18 protein-coding genes are annotated in these 18,444 nt (G+C 33.6%); 16 read left to right on the top strand and 2 right to left on the bottom strand.

Annotated features, from left to right (window positions below):
• Positions 1-36: 36 nt before the first annotated feature.
• The 16 genes from BMZ74_RS03700 (at position 37) to BMZ74_RS03775 (ending at position 17,155) form a co-directional block, all read left to right on the top strand.
• On the top strand, positions 37-1,041 hold the full coding sequence (locus BMZ74_RS03700) for an ABC transporter permease (protein WP_089859889.1): 1,005 nt from the start codon (positions 37-39) through the stop codon (positions 1,039-1,041).
• A 13-nt stretch (positions 1,042-1,054) separates the two neighbouring features.
• On the top strand, positions 1,055-1,933 hold the full coding sequence (gene nikC, locus BMZ74_RS03705; RefSeq protein ID WP_089859892.1) for a nickel transporter permease: 879 nt from the start codon (positions 1,055-1,057) through the stop codon (positions 1,931-1,933).
• A 44-nt stretch (positions 1,934-1,977) separates the two neighbouring features.
• The gene (lgt, locus tag BMZ74_RS03710) at positions 1,978-2,760 is read left to right on the top strand and encodes a prolipoprotein diacylglyceryl transferase (protein ID WP_089859895.1); all 783 of its coding nucleotides are present in this window, start codon (positions 1,978-1,980) and stop codon (positions 2,758-2,760) included.
• Positions 2,761-2,833: 73 nt separating this feature from the next.
• On the top strand, positions 2,834-4,027 hold the full coding sequence (gene metK / locus BMZ74_RS03715) for a methionine adenosyltransferase (RefSeq protein ID WP_089859898.1): 1,194 nt from the start codon (positions 2,834-2,836) through the stop codon (positions 4,025-4,027).
• Positions 4,028-4,113: 86 nt separating this feature from the next.
• Positions 4,114-6,354 (top strand): replication restart helicase PriA, encoded by a 2,241-nt coding sequence (gene priA / locus BMZ74_RS03720; protein ID WP_089859901.1) that lies wholly within the window; start codon positions 4,114-4,116, stop codon positions 6,352-6,354.
• 22 nt (positions 6,355-6,376) lie between these two features.
• Entirely contained in the window at positions 6,377-6,829 is a 453-nt protein-coding gene (gene def / locus BMZ74_RS03725) for a peptide deformylase (RefSeq protein WP_089859904.1), read from the top strand.
• Positions 6,830-6,833: 4 nt separating this feature from the next.
• A complete protein-coding gene (fmt, locus tag BMZ74_RS03730) occupies positions 6,834-7,784 on the top strand; it encodes a methionyl-tRNA formyltransferase (RefSeq protein ID WP_089859907.1) in 951 nt (316 codons plus the stop codon).
• A gap of 28 nt (positions 7,785-7,812) precedes the next feature.
• The gene (locus tag BMZ74_RS03735; RefSeq protein ID WP_089859910.1) at positions 7,813-8,505 is read left to right on the top strand and encodes a zinc metallopeptidase; all 693 of its coding nucleotides are present in this window, start codon (positions 7,813-7,815) and stop codon (positions 8,503-8,505) included.
• 2 nt (positions 8,506-8,507) lie between these two features.
• Positions 8,508-9,848, top strand: a complete 1,341-nt coding sequence (gene rsmB / locus BMZ74_RS03740; protein ID WP_089859912.1) for a 16S rRNA (cytosine(967)-C(5))-methyltransferase RsmB — start codon at positions 8,508-8,510, stop codon at positions 9,846-9,848.
• A 10-nt stretch (positions 9,849-9,858) separates the two neighbouring features.
• Positions 9,859-10,902 carry a dual-specificity RNA methyltransferase RlmN gene (gene rlmN, locus BMZ74_RS03745; protein WP_089859915.1) on the top strand — a complete coding sequence of 348 codons (1,044 nt, stop codon included), beginning with the start codon at positions 9,859-9,861 and terminating at the stop codon, positions 10,900-10,902.
• Between the two features lie 11 nt (positions 10,903-10,913).
• Positions 10,914-11,630, top strand: a complete 717-nt coding sequence (locus BMZ74_RS03750; protein WP_089859920.1) for a Stp1/IreP family PP2C-type Ser/Thr phosphatase — start codon at positions 10,914-10,916, stop codon at positions 11,628-11,630.
• A 30-nt stretch (positions 11,631-11,660) separates the two neighbouring features.
• Positions 11,661-13,742 carry a Stk1 family PASTA domain-containing Ser/Thr kinase gene (pknB, locus tag BMZ74_RS03755; RefSeq protein ID WP_089859923.1) on the top strand — a complete coding sequence of 694 codons (2,082 nt, stop codon included), beginning with the start codon at positions 11,661-11,663 and terminating at the stop codon, positions 13,740-13,742.
• Positions 13,743-13,750: 8 nt separating this feature from the next.
• The gene (rsgA, locus tag BMZ74_RS03760; protein ID WP_089859926.1) at positions 13,751-14,611 is read left to right on the top strand and encodes a ribosome small subunit-dependent GTPase A; all 861 of its coding nucleotides are present in this window, start codon (positions 13,751-13,753) and stop codon (positions 14,609-14,611) included.
• A complete protein-coding gene (gene rpe / locus BMZ74_RS03765; protein WP_089859928.1) occupies positions 14,611-15,270 on the top strand; it encodes a ribulose-phosphate 3-epimerase in 660 nt (219 codons plus the stop codon). Before rsgA ends, rpe begins: the two co-directional genes overlap by 1 nt.
• Positions 15,260-15,913, top strand: a complete 654-nt coding sequence (locus tag BMZ74_RS03770; RefSeq protein WP_089859932.1) for a thiamine diphosphokinase — start codon at positions 15,260-15,262, stop codon at positions 15,911-15,913. Before rpe ends, BMZ74_RS03770 begins: the two co-directional genes overlap by 11 nt.
• 21 nt (positions 15,914-15,934) lie before the next feature.
• The gene (locus tag BMZ74_RS03775) at positions 15,935-17,155 is read left to right on the top strand and encodes an NAD(P)-dependent malic enzyme (protein ID WP_089859935.1); all 1,221 of its coding nucleotides are present in this window, start codon (positions 15,935-15,937) and stop codon (positions 17,153-17,155) included.
• A 210-nt stretch (positions 17,156-17,365) separates the two neighbouring features.
• On the opposite strand, the gene rpmB is transcribed toward BMZ74_RS03775, so the two are convergent.
• Both rpmB and BMZ74_RS03785 read right to left on the bottom strand, forming a co-directional pair.
• Positions 17,366-17,596, bottom strand: coding sequence for a 50S ribosomal protein L28 (rpmB, locus tag BMZ74_RS03780; protein WP_089859940.1), 231 nt, complete (start codon positions 17,594-17,596; stop codon positions 17,366-17,368).
• Positions 17,597-17,907: 311 nt separating this feature from the next.
• Positions 17,908-18,444: transposase (locus tag BMZ74_RS03785; protein WP_143070140.1), on the bottom strand; the 537-nt coding region annotated here is incomplete at its 5' end.

Here is an 18,444-nt window from a genome sequence, read left to right on the forward strand (position 1 = left end):
GCAGATTATCTTTGAATAGGAAGGTGTAATTAGGAAATGATTAACTATATTATCAAAAGATTACTGGCTTTAATTCCAATTTTAATTGGGGTGGCTGTAATAGTTTTTTTAATTGTGCATTTAATTCCTGGAGATCCTGCCCAGACAATGTTGGGAGAGAGGGCTACTGATGCAGCTCTGGCCAGGTTAAGAGAACAGATGGGTCTAAACGACCCACTTTATATTCAATTTTGGCGTTATATTAAGGATCTATTAAGAGGTGATATGGGGCGTTCAATTATGAGTAATAACCCTGTTATTACTGAACTGCAGGCACGTTTTCCAGCCACTCTTGAACTATCATTTTTTGCGATAATTTTTGCTGTTGGGGTAGGTGTTCCAGCTGGTATTTTTGCTTCAATAAACCAAAATTCCTGGTTTGATAATTTAAGTATGGTAATTGCTTTAATGGGGGTTTCAATGCCTATTTTTTGGCTGGGCTTGATGTTTATTTGGCTTTTTGCAGTTCAGCTTGGTTGGTTTCCGCCTTCCTCACGGCTGGGAGTTGGAATAGATTTTACTCCGATAACTAATCTCTATGTGGTTGATAGTATAATTCAGCTTAATTTTACAGCTTTAGTTGATATTTTACATCATTTAGTTTTACCTGCAATTGCTCTGGGAACAATTCCGATGGCTATCATTGCCAGAATGACCAGATCCTCAATGTTAGAAGTTCTCCGGAAAGACTATATTAGAACCGCATTTGCAAAAGGTTTACAAAGAAAAGTCGTTATTTTTAAGCATGCTTTGAAAAATGCTTTAGTACCTATTATTACAGTAGTTGGTCTGCAGTTTGGAGTCCTACTTGGTGGAGCTGTAATGACAGAAACTATCTTTTCCTGGCCTGGCCTGGGTAAATATCTTGTTGATGCAATTTATGCGCGTGATTTTCCAGTTGTTCAGGGTGGAATACTTTTCTTTGCTACAGTCTTTGTATTAGTTAATTTAATAGTTGATTTATCTTATGCTTTAGTCGATCCGAGAATTCAATACGAGTAGAGGAGGGAAAATTATGGCTGAAAAAAATAATAAAGTTTTAAAAAAGAATAGTAATCCCTGGCTAGAAGCCTGGCGAAGATTATTAAAAAGTAAGATTGGAGTAGCTGGAATGGCAATTATTGTCTTGCTTTTATTAGTGGCTATTTTTGCTCCGATGTTAGCTCCTTATGATCCTTATGAACAAAATATTTTATCTCGTTATAAATCTCCTTCAGCTCAGCATATTTTAGGAACTGATGAGATGGGACGAGATATTTTAAGTCGTATTATTTATGGATCTAGAATTTCTTTGCAGGTAGGGCTATTTGCTGTTTTGATGGCTCTTGTAATAGGAGTTGGCCTTGGTTTAATAGCTGGCTACTATGGTGGTAAGTTAGATATGATTATTATGCGATTTATGGATATCATGCTGGCTTTTCCCAGTATTTTATTGGCGATTGGAATTGTAGCAATTTTAGGTCCTCAGCTTAAAAATGCAATGCTTGCGATTGGGATTATTAACATTCCTAGATTTGCTAGAATTATCAGATCTTCTATAATTTCAATTAAAGAGAGTGAATACATAAGTGCAGCTAAAGCTTTAGGAGCAGGTGATGCCAGAATAATTTTTAAACATCTACTGCCAAATGCAATGGCTCCTCTAATTGTACAAACTACTTTGAGTATAGCAACTGCTATTTTGGAAGCTGCTGCTTTAAGTTTTCTTGGCTTAGGGGCTCAACCACCTTCTCCAGAGTGGGGAGCAATGTTAAGTGATGCAAGAAGCTCTCTTCAGAAAGCACCCTGGGTAGCTACCTTCCCGGGTCTGGCTATTATTTTTGGTGTGCTCGGCTTTAATTTGCTTGGCGATGGATTGAGAGATGCACTTGATCCTAAGATGAAGAATGTTTAAGTTATCAAGTTGCTAATTAAAATTAAATTATTTAAGTTGAAAAGGTGATTATAATTATTAACCCGGTAGCTTTTGAATTATTTAATTTAAAAATTAGATGGTATGGGATTATAATAGCTGCTGCTTTATTAATTTCACTTTTTGTCTTAAAATTAATTTTAAAAGATGTTAAAAAACTTGATTTTGATTTTTATCTTGACTATATTATTTTAGCTTTCCCTTTAGCTATCCTGGGAGCTAGGTTTTATTATGTTATTTTTAATTTACCTTATTATTTAAGCAATCCTGTTGAAATTATAGCAATTTATCATGGTGGACTTGCTATTCATGGTGGATTGTTAGTTGGTATTTTAGTGCTTTATTTTTGGGCCAGGCATAGAGCGGTCAATTTTTGGCAGGCACTTGATTTTCTGGCTCCTGCAGTTGCTCTGGCCCAGGCTTTAGGCAGATGGGGCAACTTTATTAATCAGGAAGCTTATGGTAGAGTAGTTAGGGCAGATTTTTTTGTTATGTTACCTGAGTTTATAAAAAAGCAGATGTTTATTAATGGCTATTACAGAGAACCTACATTTTTGTATGAATCAATACTTGACTTATTGCTTTTTTTAATTTTAATTATTTATCGGCAGAATTCTAAAAGAGCGTCTGGTGATTTAGCAGCTATTTATTTAGCTGGTTATTCGGGGTATCGTTTTTTTATTGAAGATTTAAGGACAGATAGTTTAGTAATAGCTGATTTTCAGATAGCAAGAATAATCAGTGTTTTATTATTTATTTTTGCTTTAATAGTGCTTTTGAAAAACCATATCTCAACTGCTAATAATTGACACTTTAGTTTTATTGTGCTACACTAAAATCATTGATTATGTTCCTTATCTTAATAGGTGAAAGGTTGATAATATGACACACAGATATTTATTTACTTCTGAATCTGTAACTGAAGGTCATCCGGACAAAGTTGCTGATCAAATTTCTGATGCTGTTTTAGATGCTATTTTAGCTAAGGATCCAGAAGCAAGAGTAGCCTGTGAAACTTTTATAACTACAGGTTTAGTTTTGATTTCTGGAGAAATAACTACAGATTGTTATGTTGATTTGAAGAAAATAGCACGTAAAACCATCAAGGAAATTGGTTATACCAGAGCAAAATATGGTTTTGATGGAGAAACTTGTGCAGTTTTAACTGCAATTAATGAGCAGTCAAAAGATATTGCACTTGGAGTCGATAATGCACTGGAAGTAAAAGAAGGAAAATCTGAAGCTGACCTTGGTGCAGGTGACCAGGGAATTATGTTCGGTTATGCAGCTGATGAAACTGAGGAATTAATGCCTTTACCAATTATGCTTGCTCATAAACTTGCGCGTAAACTTGCTGATGTCAGAAAAAATGGACCGCTTAATTACTTGCGCCCTGATGGTAAAACACAAGTTACAGTGGCTTATGAGGGTAATGATGTTTTGTATGTTGATAAAATTTTAATTTCTTCTCAACATCATCCACAGATTAAAAATGAAAAAATTAAAGCTGATATAATAAAATATGTAATTGAAGAAATTGTACCAGCTGAATTGTTAAGTGAAAAAACTGAGATTTTGGTTAATCCAACTGGTAGATTTGTAATTGGAGGACCTACTGGTGATACAGGGTTAACAGGCCGTAAAATTATTGTTGATACTTATGGTGGCTCAGCCCGGCATGGAGGAGGGGCTTTTTCGGGGAAAGATCCGACAAAAGTTGACCGATCTGCTTCTTATGCAGCTCGTTATATTGCTAAAAATATTGTAGCAGCAGGTTTAGCACGCAGGTGTGAGGTTCAAATCGCTTATGCAATTGGAGTTGCAGAACCAATGTCTGTTATGGTAGACACTTTTGGGACTGGTAAACTATCAGAACCTGAACTTGAAAACTTAATTAAAGCAGAATTTGATTTGAGACCTGCCCAAATTATTAAAAATTTAGATTTAAGAAAGGCAATTTATCGACAAACTGCAGCTTATGGTCATTTTGGCCGTCACGACTTAGATCTGCCCTGGGAAAAAATTGATCGGGTAGCAAGTTTACAGAAAAGAGCTAAGCTGCTGCAGAATAAGTAAGCTTAATATAATCTTATTTGCCGGAGGCGAAGACTGCCTTCGGCTTTATTTATTAATTTGAGTTTTTATTTAGAAAGGAAATCAGAATGGCTAAAACAGTTAAAGTTGTAGTTGATCTAGCTTTAAGAAAACTTGATAAAGAGTTTGATTATTTAGTTCCAGAAGAACTAGTTGGTAAACTTAAAATAGGTCAGTTAGTTAAAGTTCCTTTTGGTAGACAAAAATTGGCTGCTTTTATTACAGAACTTAATAGTCAGGCTGAGCTGCCTGCTGAAAAATTAAAATATTTAGATAAGCTGCTTTATTCTACTGCTTTTTTTGATAATAAGCTGCTAAATTTATTTAAATGGACAGCAACTTATTTTCATGCTTATTTAATTCAGGTAATAAAAATAGCTCTGCCGCCTGGAATCACTACAGCTAAGGTTAGCCGGAAAGAAGTTAGTTATTTACACCTGGAAAAAAAGCAGATAAATGTAGAAATTGAATTGCAAAAACTTAAAAAAAGAGCTCCTAAACAATATCAAATCATGCAGTATTTAGTTGATAACCAGCCGCAAGATTTATCTTTAAAAGAAGTAGTAGAATATGCTAATACATCTCGCCAAACTGTATACCGTTTAATAGATAAATCATTAGTTTCTGTATATGATAATATTGTAAGAAGAGTTCCAGATCTAATTGGAGATAATTATCAAATTCAACAGCCTAAGTTAGAAGTTGAAAGAAATTTAAAAAAATTATTATTTCAACTAGAAACATTTGTAGAACAGAAAGCTGCTCAAACAGTACTGCTTACTAAAAAATTTGCTAATCCTGATTTTGATTTTATCTTCAATTTTTTAAAAAAAATGATTAAACTTGATAAAAATGTAATTATTTTAATCCCGGAAATTGATAAAAATTTTTCGTTATTAAAAAAGTTACAATTTTGTTTTAAAGAAAAAGTAGCATTTCTTTATAGTCAATTAAGCGATGGCGAACGTTTTGATGAATGGCAGCGAATTTTATCAGGTAAGGTCAAAATAGTTGCGGGAGCCAGATCAGCTGTATTTGCTCCTTTAACTAGAGTTGATGTAATAATTTTATTAGATGAGGGAAAGCAAAGCTATAAAAGCCAGGAACATCCGCTTTATCATGCTCGTCAGGTAGCTAGTCGTCGTCTTAGAGAAGAAAAGGGGCTGCTTGTCCTGGAATCAGCAGCTCCAGCTGTTGAGAGTAATTATTTAGCTAAATCTGGACAATATAAACTACTTAAATTGCCTGATAAAAAAGAAGTTAAGCCTAAATTAGAAAGTAAGCTAATTGATTTAGCTCAGGAAGTTGAAGCTGGTAATTTAGGAGATCTGAGTAGAGAATTAATTGCTGAAATAGAAAATACTTTAAGTGCTGGTAAACAGATTATTCTTTTTTTGAATCGGCGGGGAGCTGGTAATTATTTAATTTGCAAAAAATGTGCTGCTGTAATTAAGTGCGCTAATTGTGATATAGCACTGAATTATCATCAAAATAAAAATTTAATGATCTGCCATCATTGTGGCTATCAGACTGCAAAACCAGCTGTTTGTCCTGAATGTGGTAGTAAATTTTTAAGTTTAAGCGGCAGTGGAACCCAGAGTATTATTCAGCAGCTGCAGGAAGAGTTTCCAGCTGCAAAAATTCTGCGTTTTGATACAGATAGTGAATTAAAAAGAGCAGAAATTTTAACTAAAGCCAGGGAAGAATCTGTTGATATAATCGTTGGTACTTCAATGTTAATTAAGTATGATTATTACCAGAGACTTGGATTAATTGGAGTTGTTTCAGCTGATACAGCACTAAATAATTCCAATTTTAGAGCTGCCGAAGAAACTTTTGCTTTACTTACTGAATTAAAGACATTACTTAATCAGTCACAAGGGGATAAACTACTTATTCAAAGTTTTAGACCTGATCATTATAGCCTCCAGAGCGCTTTAGCTGGTGATTATCAGAGCTTTTATCAGAAAGAAATTGATTTTCGTCAAATAAGTAACTATCCGCCTTTTTGCCGACTGCTGAATATAATTATTCAGGGACCAGTTGAAAAAAAAATAATTAAATTGAGTCATGACTTAAATAAATATTTACTCGATTTTAGTGACTATTATTTGGAAAAAACAGAACCTGGGCCAGCAATATTGGGCAAAATCAGAAATAAGTATCGGTGGCAAATTTTACTTAAGTTTAACTCAATTCGTAAGCGAGAATATTTAATTAGATTAATTGAAAATAAGTTTTTAGATGAAAAAGAAAATCAAGGTGAAACTGAAATTCGTATTGATGTAGATCCCTATCAAATGTTATAATAAACTTTAGGAGGTAGATACAATGGCTCTTTTAAAAATTAGAGAAATTGGTGATCCAGTATTAAGAAGTGAGGCAAAAAAGGTTAATCAAGTTAATCAAAAAATAAATGATTTAATAGATAATATGTTTGAGACAATGTATGCTGCAGATGGCGTAGGTCTGGCTGCACCCCAGGTAGGTATTTTAAAAAGAATAGCAGTAGTTGATATTAGAGAGGGTAATAAAATTGTTTTAATTGATCCAGAAATTGTCGAGCGAGAAGGTAAAGCAATAATGGAAGAAGGCTGTTTAAGTATTCCTGGCCGAGCTGGAGAAGTTATCCGTTCTGAAAAAATAAAGGTAAAATCTTTAAATAGAAAAGGCAAAATGATTGAGTTTACAGCTACAGGATTTGAAGCGCGAGCTGTTCAGCATGAAATGGATCATTTAGATGGAGTCTTATTTATTGATAAAATAGTTGAACTGGCGGAGTGATAAAATGAATATTATATTTATGGGAACACCTGATTTTGCTGTACCAGCTTTAAAAAAAATAGCTAACACTGCAGATTTAAATATTTCAGCAGTGGTAACTCAACCAGATCGAGCTCGTGGTAGAGGCCAAAAAGTAAGTTATTCAGCAATTAAACAGACTGCACTTAAATTGGATTTACCTGTATTACAAAATGAAAATGTTAATCAACCAGAATTCCTGGAAAAACTAAAAAAATTAAAGCCTGATTTTCTAATTGTAGTCGCTTTCGGACAAAAATTATCAGTTGAATTACTTGAATTACCAACTTATTCAGCTATTAATTTACATGCCTCATTATTACCAGAATATCGAGGCTCAAGTCCTATTTATCGTGCAATAATTGATGGAAAAAAAATAACTGGTAATACAACAATGCATATGGGACCAGGCTGGGATGATGGTGATATTATTTATCAGCAAGAAGTTGTAATTGAAGCTGCAATGACAGTAGGTGACCTGCATGATAAATTAGCCCGATCAGGTGCTGACTTGCTGGTTAAAACTATTCATGATGTAGCAGCAGGAACTGCTCCCCGACAGCAGCAGAATGATCAACAGGCAACTTTTGCTTATAAAATAGATAAATCATTGGGTAAAATTGATTGGCAGCAGTCAGCTCAAGAAATATTCAACTTAATTCGGGGGGTAAATCCCTGGCCAGGAGCTTACACAGATTTTGCAGGTCAAAAAATGAAAATCTGGCAGGCTGAGCCTGTAATTAATCCAGATTTTGATTTATCTCAAAAGGCAAAATCGGGAACAGTTGTTAAAGCTGATTTAAAGTCTGGTCTATTAATCAAAACTGGAAATGGTTTATTAGCAATTAAAAAATTACAGCTGCCTGGAGGGAAAAAGATGACAGCTCATGATTTTTTAAATGGCTATCAATTAAAAGAAGGTTCTATTTTAGAATAAATAAGACAGTAAGAAGGGAGTTTTAACAATGTATTTTCCGTTTTTTTTCGATCCAACAATGATTATGCTAATTCCAGCTCTATTAATAGCTTTTTATGCTCAATATAAAGTTAAAAGTACTTTTAGCCACTATGATGATGTTTATACAAGAGCCAATCTAAGTGGAGCTGAGGTGGCCCGCAGAATATTGGCAAATAACGGAATTAGTGATGTTAATGTGAAACAAATTGGAGGAAAATTGAGTGATCACTATGATCCCAAACAAAAGGTGCTTAATCTTTCTCAGTCAGTATACAGTAATAATTCTATTGCAGCAATTGGTGTAGCTGCTCATGAAGCAGGACATGCAATTCAGGATAAGGTTGGTTATAGTCCTCTTTCAATTAGAGCTTCCCTTGTTCCAGCAGCTAATATTGGTTCCAGTCTGGGTCTGCCTATGGCAATTTTTGGTTTTTTTATTCGAGCTGATTTTTTAATTATGGCAGGTTTTGTACTTTTTGCAGCTGCTTTCTTGTTTCATTTAGTTACTCTACCAGTTGAATTTAATGCCAGTAATAGAGCAATAGCTAATTTGAAAAATAACAGTTTTTTAACTGATAAAGAGCTTAAAGGAGCTAAGAAAGTATTAAGAGCAGCAGCTTTTACCTATGTTGCAGCAACTTTAGTTGCTCTGGCTAACTTACTTAGAATACTTGTTTTATTTAACATGAGTGATGATTGATAATGAAGAATTTAAGATCTAAAATTATTAAAGCTTTGATTAGAGTTAAAGCTGGTGCTTATTCTACTCTGACTTTAACTGAAGAGTTGGTAGAAATTAAAGATCAGCGTGATAAGAATCTATTTACCGAGATTTTTTATGGCGTAATTAGAAATGAAAAATATCTTGATTATATAATAGAAAAATTCTCGAATAATAAGCTAACTAAATTAGATACTGAAGTATTAATGGGGCTGAGAATAGGATTATATCAGCTCTTTTTTCTTGATAGAATTCCTGCTAGAGCTGCAATTTATGAAACTGTAGAGGCTGTTAAAGAACTTTTATCAAATAGAGGTGCAGCAGCTTTTACAAATGGCATTTTACGTAATATTCAACGTCATCCAGAAAAAATAAAATTACCAGATAGAAAGCAGAATTTATTGAAGTTTTTAGCGATTAAATACTCTTATCCTGAGTGGCTGGTTAAACAATTTAGTGATGAATATGGCCCAGAGCAGGCAGAAAAAATCTTAGCAGCAGGTAATAAGCGTCCTGAAATATTTTATCGTTTTAATTCACTTAAAATGACTAAAGCAGAATTTTTAGCTTCACTTACTAAAGCAGAAATTAACTATGAATCCACGTTTATTGATTCGTTTTATAAACTGAATAATTTTGCTAATCCTGCCGAAACAGAAGTCTTTAAACAAGGAGCTGCCTATATTCAGGGGATAGCTGCTGGTTTAGCTGCATTGCTTTTAAGACCAAAGCCAGGTATGAAAATTCTTGATTTAGCAGCTGCTCCGGGTGGAAAAACAACTCATCTAGCTCAGCTAACTTCTAATCAAGCTCAGATAACTGCGCTTGATCTTAATCCAACTAGACTAGAGTTAGTTAGAGAAAATATACTAAGGCTGGGAGCTAAACAGATAAAATTAATTGTGGCTGATGCTGCTAACTATCAAGATCAGGAGCAATATGATCGTATTTTAGCCGATTTACCCTGTTCTGGGTTGGGATTAATTGCTGCAAAACCAGAAATAAAATGGCGCAAAAGTCAAAAACAAATTAAAGATATGGCAGAATTACAGCATAGTATTTTAGTAAATAATATTGCTAAATTAAAAGTAAATGGTCAACTATTATATTCAACTTGTACTTTAAGTAAAGTAGAAAATCAACTTCAAATTGAGCGTCTGTTGTCAGAATATGACAATTTAGAGTTATTAGATTTAAAACCAATTGTTAATAATTTAACTAATTTAAATATTAAAGGTAACTCTAAGTATTTAGAAATTTTACCTGGACAATTTGAATCAGAAGGATTTTTTTATGCGCTGATTAAAAAAAATGGAGAGTGATAATTTTATAATGAAGGATTTAAAAGAATTAGGCAGAAATCAGATAATAGAATCGTTAAAAAAAGCTGGCTATCCAGCTTATCGGGGTGAACAGGTTTTTAACTGGCTTTATAAAAATGGAATTTCTCAACCAGCTGAAATGAAAAATTTACCAAAGGAATTACGAGCTTTCTTAGTAGAAAGTTACCAGATTACAGACTTAAAAGAAATAAATAGAAGTCAGGCAACTGATGGTACTGTTAAGTATTTATGGGAGCTTGCTGATGGAGATAATATAGAGGGAGTTTATTTGCCTTTTCCAGAATCAAATCGACATAGTGCCTGTATTTCTACTCAGGTTGGATGTGCATTTGGCTGTTCTTTTTGTGCAACAGGAATTGAAGGGTTTAAAAGGGATTTAACAGCTGCAGAAATTGTTGATCAGGTACTTAAAATTCAGCTTGATATTAGTGGAGAAAATTTTGCTGAGCCAAGGCTTAGTAATATTGTTTTTATGGGCATGGGAGAACCTCTAGCTAACTTTGACAATTTAATGCAGGCTGTAGAAATTATTAATGCTGATCAAGGTTTAAATATTGGGATGCGTAAATTGACTATCTCTACCTCTGGCTTAGTACCTAAAATAGAAAAATTGGCAGAGACAAATGATCAAATTGGATTGGCTGTTTCTTTACATGCTCCTAATGATCGTCTGCGAAATAAAATTATGCCAATTAATAAAAAATATAATATAAATCAACTTTTAACAGCAGTTATAAATTATATAGAAAAAACTGGTCGTCGAGTTACTTTTGAATATGTACTAATGGATAGTGTCAATGATAGTCCTGAACTTGCAGTTCAGCTGGCAAATTTATTGCGAGGAATCAACTGCCATGTTAATTTAATTCCAGCTAATCCTGTGCCAGAATTAGGGATAAAAAAGCCAGTTAAGAGCGTAATTGATAATTTTTATAATACTTTAGATCAGAATAAAATTCAGGTAACAATTAGAAAAGAAATGGGGAGTACAATTGATGCTGCCTGTGGCCAATTAAAACGTCAGACCAGATAGGAGGAAAACAGATGTGGTTTAAAGTAGTTAGTAATAAAGGTAAAATACGGGATTCAAATGAAGATAATTATTACATTAAATCATCTATCAACTTTTTAATGGTTGCTGATGGAATGGGAGGACATGCAGCTGGAGAAGTTGCAAGTCAGATTGCAGTAGAAACATGTAAAAAGTTTGATTTTGATCTTACAAATCCTCTAGCAACATTAAAAAAATTAACTCAAGCAATTAATCAAAAGATTATTAATGAAAGTAATCAAGTAGCTGCTTATCAGGGCATGGGGACTACTTTTGTAGCTGCTTTGTTAGTTAATGACTGCCTTTATTATGTAAATCTTGGTGACAGCCGCATCTATGTTTTTAAAAATCAAAAAGGGGAATTGACTAAGCTTTCACGTGATCATTCTCTGGTTGAAAACCTATTAAGAGAAGGAAAAATTACTGAAAAAGAGGCTTTTAATCATCCCAGAAAAAATATTGTTACTCAGGCGTTGGGATTAGAAAAAAAGCTTGATATAGATAGCGGCAGCTATAAATTGGCTGCTGATGACTATTTATTGCTTTGTACTGATGGTTTAACTGATATGATACCAAGGGGAAAAATAGAAAACTATTTTAACGAATATAGTGATCCTGAACTATTAAGTAAGAATCTATTGGCAGGTGCTCTTACTGCTGGTGGAGCAGATAATATTACTTTTATAGTTGCTGGTCAAAATGAAAATTAAGCATTTTTTTAAGACAACTGAGGTGAAGATATGCAGGACAAGATTTTAAATAATCGTTATAAGATCATTGAAGAAATCGGCCGGGGAGGAATGGCCATAGTTTATTCTGCCCGGGATACTTTATTGGAAAGAAGAGTAGCTTTAAAAATGCTGAGACCAGAATATAGTTCTGATAGTGAATTTAAAGCTAAGTTTCATCAGGAAGCAAGAGCAGTTGCTAAGTTATCACATCCTAATGTAGTTAGTATTTATGATATTGTAGTAGAAGATGAAAAAATTTATCTGGTTATGGAGATAGTAGAAGGCGAAACTTTAAAAGATATTATTAAAAGAAGGGGTCGTCTTTCTATTGCTGAATCATTAGAAATTGCAAGACAAATTGCTGCTGCTCTCTCAGTTGCTCATGGTAATCAAATAGTACACTGTGATATTAAACCCCATAATATTATTTTAAATAAAGAAATGGAAGTTAAAGTAACTGATTTTGGCATTGCTAGGGCAGTAACTTCTTCTACAGTTAAAGTAACGGAAACGGTTGTAGGTAGTGCTCATTATTTCTCTCCTGAACAAGCTAAAGGGGGAGATATTAAAGCTTATTCTGATATTTATTCACTGGGAGTGGTTCTTTACGAAATGACAACTGGTGAACTACCTTTTCAAGGAGAAAGTCCAATTTCAGTAGCATTAAAGCATATTCAACAAGAACCAGTAGCACCAAAACAGATTAATCATGATATTCCAGATATTGTTAATGAGTTAATTTTAAAAGCAATTGCTAAAGATCCTGCCCAACGTTTTCAAGATGCTTATCAGATGAGGCAGGCAATAACTAGTTGTTTAAAAAATTTAAAGTCAACTAGATTACCTAACAAGCAGAGCAAAAAACAGACAGAGAAATTTAATCCAGATGAAACTAAAGTAATGAAAAAAGAAGATTTTTCTTTTCCTAGAATTAAAAAGTTAGAATCTAATACGCGCTTAGATAAAGAGAGTGATAAGGCTAAAGATAACTCCGCTAAATCGGTAGATCAAGAATCTAAATCTATTAAGCCGTCAAAAAGCTTACCTGTTTCCCGGCCAGTAGAGTTAACTAATCCTGGTCAGCATAATTCAGCTAAAAACTCAGCAAAAGATGATCCAGAAAACTCTCAATTAGCTGCTGGCTTTAAAAAATTAAGTTATTTGGTTGGTGGAATAATTATATTTTTTTTATTGGCAGCGGGAGGGATTTATTTATTTTTTCAGGAATATACTGATGTTCCAATTGTTGAAGTGCCAAATATTGAGGGAAAATCTCTAAGTGAAGCAGAAGCAATGGCAGCTGATTTAGGGATAAATTTAAAAGAAAGCAGTGAACGAATTTTTAGTGAAGAGATTGCGGCAGATCACATAATTTCTCAGCAGCCAGAAGCTGGAGAAAGAATTAAACAGAGTCGCCCATTAAACATTACAGTTAGTAAAGGGGCTAAGTTAATTGAAATTCCTAATTTTGTTAATCAAAATTTGCGGCAGGCGTTACTTGAACTTGAAAATTTATCTTTAAAAAGCGGTGATATTCAATATATTTTCAGACTTTCAGTTCAGCCAGGGATGGTAATTAATCAAATTCCAGCTGCTGGTGCAGAAGTACAAAGCGGCAGTGAGGTGACTCTATTTGTTAGTCGGGGAGAAAGAGATATCTCAGTAAAAATGCCTGACTTAACTGGTTTACAGCAGGAAGAAGCTTTTGAGCTAATCAGGCAGAGCGGTTTAACCATTGGCAAAGTTAATGTAGAAGAATCAGTCCGTTTTTTAGATGGTCAGGTTATTTCGCAGAGTGTTAAACCAGGTGAGTATTTACCCAGAGGAATAGCTGTTGATTTTATAATTAGTCGTGGAGCTGATAATAATGGAACTGATGTTCATTTAAATAGAATTAGTATTAATGTTACTGGCTCAAAAGCAAGACAGGTTAAGATAGTAGTGAGTGATAGAAATGGCAGTGATGTAGTCTATAATGCCCTGCATAATCCAGGTGATAATATTATTCGAGATATTCGTAGTGCTGGACCAACAGAGTTAAAAGTTTACTTTGATAATCAACTAATTAAAAGTCAAAAATATGGGGGATGATAATCTAGATGAAAGGGATTTTAATTAAATCTATTGGCGGTTTTTTCTTTGTGGCAGCTGAGGATAAAGAAATATATCAATGTAGAATTAGAGGTAGGATTAGAGAAAAAATATATCCTGGAGATAAAGTTGAAATAGATCCTAGTACTCAGACACTAGAAAAACTTTATCCAAGAGATAATATTTTAAAGCGACCACAAGTAGCCAATGTTGATCAGGTCATAATTATGTTAGCTTTAAAAAATCCTGAGTTTAAACCTTCTTTACTGGACTATTTTTTGCTTTTAGTAGAAAGTTCCGGTTTTAAACCATTATTGGTAATTAATAAAATTGACCAGGCTGCCGGAGATTATCAAAAAATGTTTGTTGATTATGAGCAAGCTGGTTACAAAGTGCACTTTATTAGTGTAAAACAAGAAATAAATTTAGGTGTGTTATTAGCTGAGCTTGATCAAAAGATTAATGTTCTTACCGGGCCTTCTGGAGCAGGTAAGTCTTCACTGTTAAATAAAATTATTGCAGATGCTGATTTAAAAACAGCTGCAGTTAGTAAAAAACTTAAAAAAGGAGTTCATACAACTAGAATGGTAGAATTACTTGCGCTGGATAATGAAGGCTGGGTTGCTGATACACCTGGCTTTTCTTCAATGACAAATCTTAATTTAGAAATTGAAGCAGCTGATTTATCCTGGTATTTTCCTGAAATAGCTAAATTTAATAATCAATGCCGTTTTAATCGCTGCAGTCATACTCATGAGCCTGGTTGCCTGGTTCAAACTAAGGTTGAAGCAGGCGAAATTTCAGCAAGTAGATATCAAAGTTATCAGAGAATTTATCATGAATTAAAGGCAAAGGAGAGAAAATATTAATGGAAACCCAATTTGCACCCTCTTTACTGGCGGCTGATTTTAGCAATCTGACAGCAGAGATAAAATTAATTGAAAAAGCAGATTATCTCCATCTTGATGTAATGGATGGAGTTTATGTTCCCAATATAACTTTTGGGCCTGGTTTAATTAAAGCAATTAGAGATAAAACTGAACTTCCCTTTGATACTCATTTAATGATTACTCGTCCTGAAAGATATATTGATGATTTTGCTGCAGCAGGTACAGATGTTTTAACAGTTCATCTAGAAGCAACAGATCATATTCATCGTGTTATTCAGCAAATTAAAGAAAAAGGATTACAGGCAGGATGTTCTTTAAACCCTGCTACACCGTTATCTAGCCTTGAATATATTTTGCCTGACTTAGATCAAGTTTTAATTATGTCAGTTAATCCAGGCTTCGGAGGACAGTCTTATATTCCTCAAATAACAGATAAAATAGCTAAATTAAAAAGAATAATTACTCAAAATGATTATGAATGTAAAATTGAAGTAGATGGTGGTATTAAAAATCATAATTTAAAAGAAATTGTTCAGGCTGGGGCTGATATTATTGTGGCAGGTTCGGCAATTTTTAAAGCTGATTCTCCAGCAGAAGCTTTAGCTAAAATGAGGAGTATAGCTGCTGATGTCAGCTAAAAAAGGACTGTTAATCTTAAATGGTCAGCTTAATTTTCAGCAAGCAGAATTAAAGAAGCTTATTGAAGTAGAAAAAATTAGATCAATAATAGCAGTTGATGGAGGTAGTAATCGACTGCGTGAAGTGGGTTTAATGCCTGATTTAATAATTGGAGATTTAGATTCAATTACTCAAGAAAATTATAATTTTTATCAAAGTAAGGGAGTTAAGTTTAATCAGCATCCAGTTGAAAAAGACCAAACTGATAGTGAATTAGCAGTTGATTTTTGTCTGAATAATAATTTTACAGAATTAATTATTATTGCTGCTCTGGGGGGAAGAATTGATCAACAGCTGGCTAATCTTAACCTTTTAGAATACATCTCAGAAGAAGGTTTAACAGCCAAAATTATGGATAAAAATCTAGAAATAGCTCTGTTAACCAATAGCAAGACCTTTAGTAATCAGGTTAATAAAAGGCTTTCTTTAATTCCACAAACTAAGGTAGTTAAAGGAGTTACTATTCTAGGCTGCAAATATCCGCTTGATACAGTTGATCTTTTAAGGTCGAAAACAAGAGGGATAAGTAATTTAATTACCGAACAGCAAGCAGTTATCAAACTAGAATCTGGACTATTATTATACATATTAGAAGAGCTTTAATTAGAACAATTGGAGGTAAAAATGAATATTTATCAAAGAGCTTTGCAACTACATCAAGCAAAACAGGGTAAATTAGCAGTTAAATCTAAAGTGGCAGTTACTAATAAAGAGGAATTGAGTCTGGCTTATTCGCCAGGAGTAGCAGAACCATGTCGAGCGATACAAAAAAATCCAGAAAATATTTATTTATATACAGCTAAAGCTAACCAAGTTGCAGTTGTTTCATCTGGGACAGCCGTGCTTGGCCTGGGAGATATTGGGCCAGAAGCGGCTTTACCTGTAATGGAAGGAAAAGCAGTTTTATTTAAAGAGTTTGCAAATGTAGATGCTTTTCCTCTTTGTGTTGGTAGCAAAAATATTGAGAAGATAGTTGAGTTTGTTAAACTGCTAGAACCTACTTTTGCCGGGGTTAATCTAGAAGATATTTCTGCACCAGAATGTTTTGCAATTGAAAACAGATTGAAGCAGGAAACAAATATGGCTATTTTTCATGATGATCAGCATGGTACAGCAATTGTCGTTTTAGCAGCAGTCTTAAATGCTCTAGAATTAGTGGAAAAAAAGTTAGATCAAATTAAAATTGTAATTAATGGAGCCGGAGCAGCTGCTACTGCAGTAACTAAATTACTTTTTGATGCTGGAGCTCAAAATATAATTATTAATGATAAAATTGGCATACTTAATTCTCAAAACAAGGTTCAATTTGATTCTCTAAGACAGCAGGTTATTGCTCAGACTAATCGGCAAGATATTGCTGGAGGTTTAGCTGAGGCTGTGGCAGGAGCAGATTTATTCATTGGCTTATCTGTTGCTGATGTATTAACTAAGAAGATGGTAGAAACAATGGCAAAGCAACCATTGATTTTTGCGATGGCTAATCCAGAACCAGAAATAAAACCAGAAATTGCTCTGCAGGCTGGGGCAGAAGTTATTGCTACAGGAAGATCTGATTATCCAAATCAAATTAATAATGTATTGGCATTTCCAGGCGTATTTCGGGGAGCTCTTGATGTTCGAGCCAGAGCAATTAGCGAAAAAATGAAGATTGCTGCTGCAAGGGCAATTGCAGAGCTGGCTGCTTCTAAATTAAATTCTGATTATATTATTCCTGATCCTTTTGATCAGCGAGTAGTACCTACAGTGGCTCTAGCAGTAGCCCGAACAGCAATTAAGGAAGGACTGGCCAGACTTGAGCTTACTGATAACGAGTTGAAAGCCAAAATTAAAGCTAATTTATTATAATTTTTTTATAATATATAAAAAAAGGGAGCTCCTGTATCATACAGGAGCTCCCTTTTTAGAATTAATTAATCTTTTTTAACTCAATTAACTGTTACTAAAATTTATAATAAATTTAAGCCGAACTTTTTTATTATAGATATAATTAAATTGGTTAAAAAAATGGATATTTGTATTACTGACAAACATCCATTCCACTATCAACCAGTTTATTTAGTAAGCTCTTTCGACCTTACCTGATTTAAGGCACTGAGTGCAGACCTTAATTCTTTTAGGAGAACCATCTACAATTGCCTTTACCTTTTTTAAGTTAGGACGCTGAGTTCTCTTAGTATTACTGGTAATGTTACGACCAACTCCACCTTTTTTCTTGGCTTTACCACGTCTTTGTATGCTATGGGCTTTATTGCCACCTTTACCACAAATTTCACAGACTCTGGACATAGAAAAACACCTCCTTTCGCTAAGTTCTACTCTAGTCTTAAAAAGTTAACTTAGCAGCAGCGTATTAAACGCATAATAATAAAATTTCTGTCAGATTACATTTTAACATAAATAAAAGGTCTTTAGCAAGTTATTCGGCTTAATAATGATAAAAATTCTAAAATTTTCTTTAAGCAGGAAAGTAATAACTTATCTTGAATTAATAATACAAAGAAAGTAAGTATAATAGAATTTAATTTTAAATGTTGCTAATTAAGTTTAATTTTAAGTAGTTTCCCCATTTTTTAAAATAGCAAAAACTATCCTTACTGTCATAATGGTAAAGAAAGCCTTAATCTCTTTTGTGATCGTCGTTTTTTGTAATAACTCTTTAAAAAAGAAGCTATTCCAGTATAGGATTTAGCCAGTATTTTTCTGATTCCATCAGCTAAAGCATAGTATTCAAAGTCTGGTATATCAAATATTCTTTCTGAAACTTTCTTAACAAATACCCTAAGCTTAGTCTTTTTCTGATTGGAAAAAAGAGCTAAAAATCCTATGGCTATTGATAAAATTAAATCTAAATTTCTGATTTTCTTTAATGATCTAACTCTAAAGTTTTCAAAGTCAAATTTTTGTTTTTTAAACCTAAAATATTCTTCAATTCTCCATCTTTTAATATACGCTTTTAAAACTGCCAGAGTAAGTCGCTTAGAATTAGGATTTAAGTTTGTGATAATCATAGTTGGATTAATACCATGTCCTCTGACAATTACCATAGTTAATTCAGTATCTTTTAAAGCAGGTAATTTAATTGGAGCATAGCTGAATTTTAGCTTTCGCTCTTTGTTGTTCTGATTTCTATAACG

Origin of the sequence: Halanaerobium salsuginis (assembly GCF_900114545.1) — a bacterium.
Lineage (GTDB): Bacteria > Bacillota > Halanaerobiia > Halanaerobiales > Halanaerobiaceae > Halanaerobium > Halanaerobium salsuginis.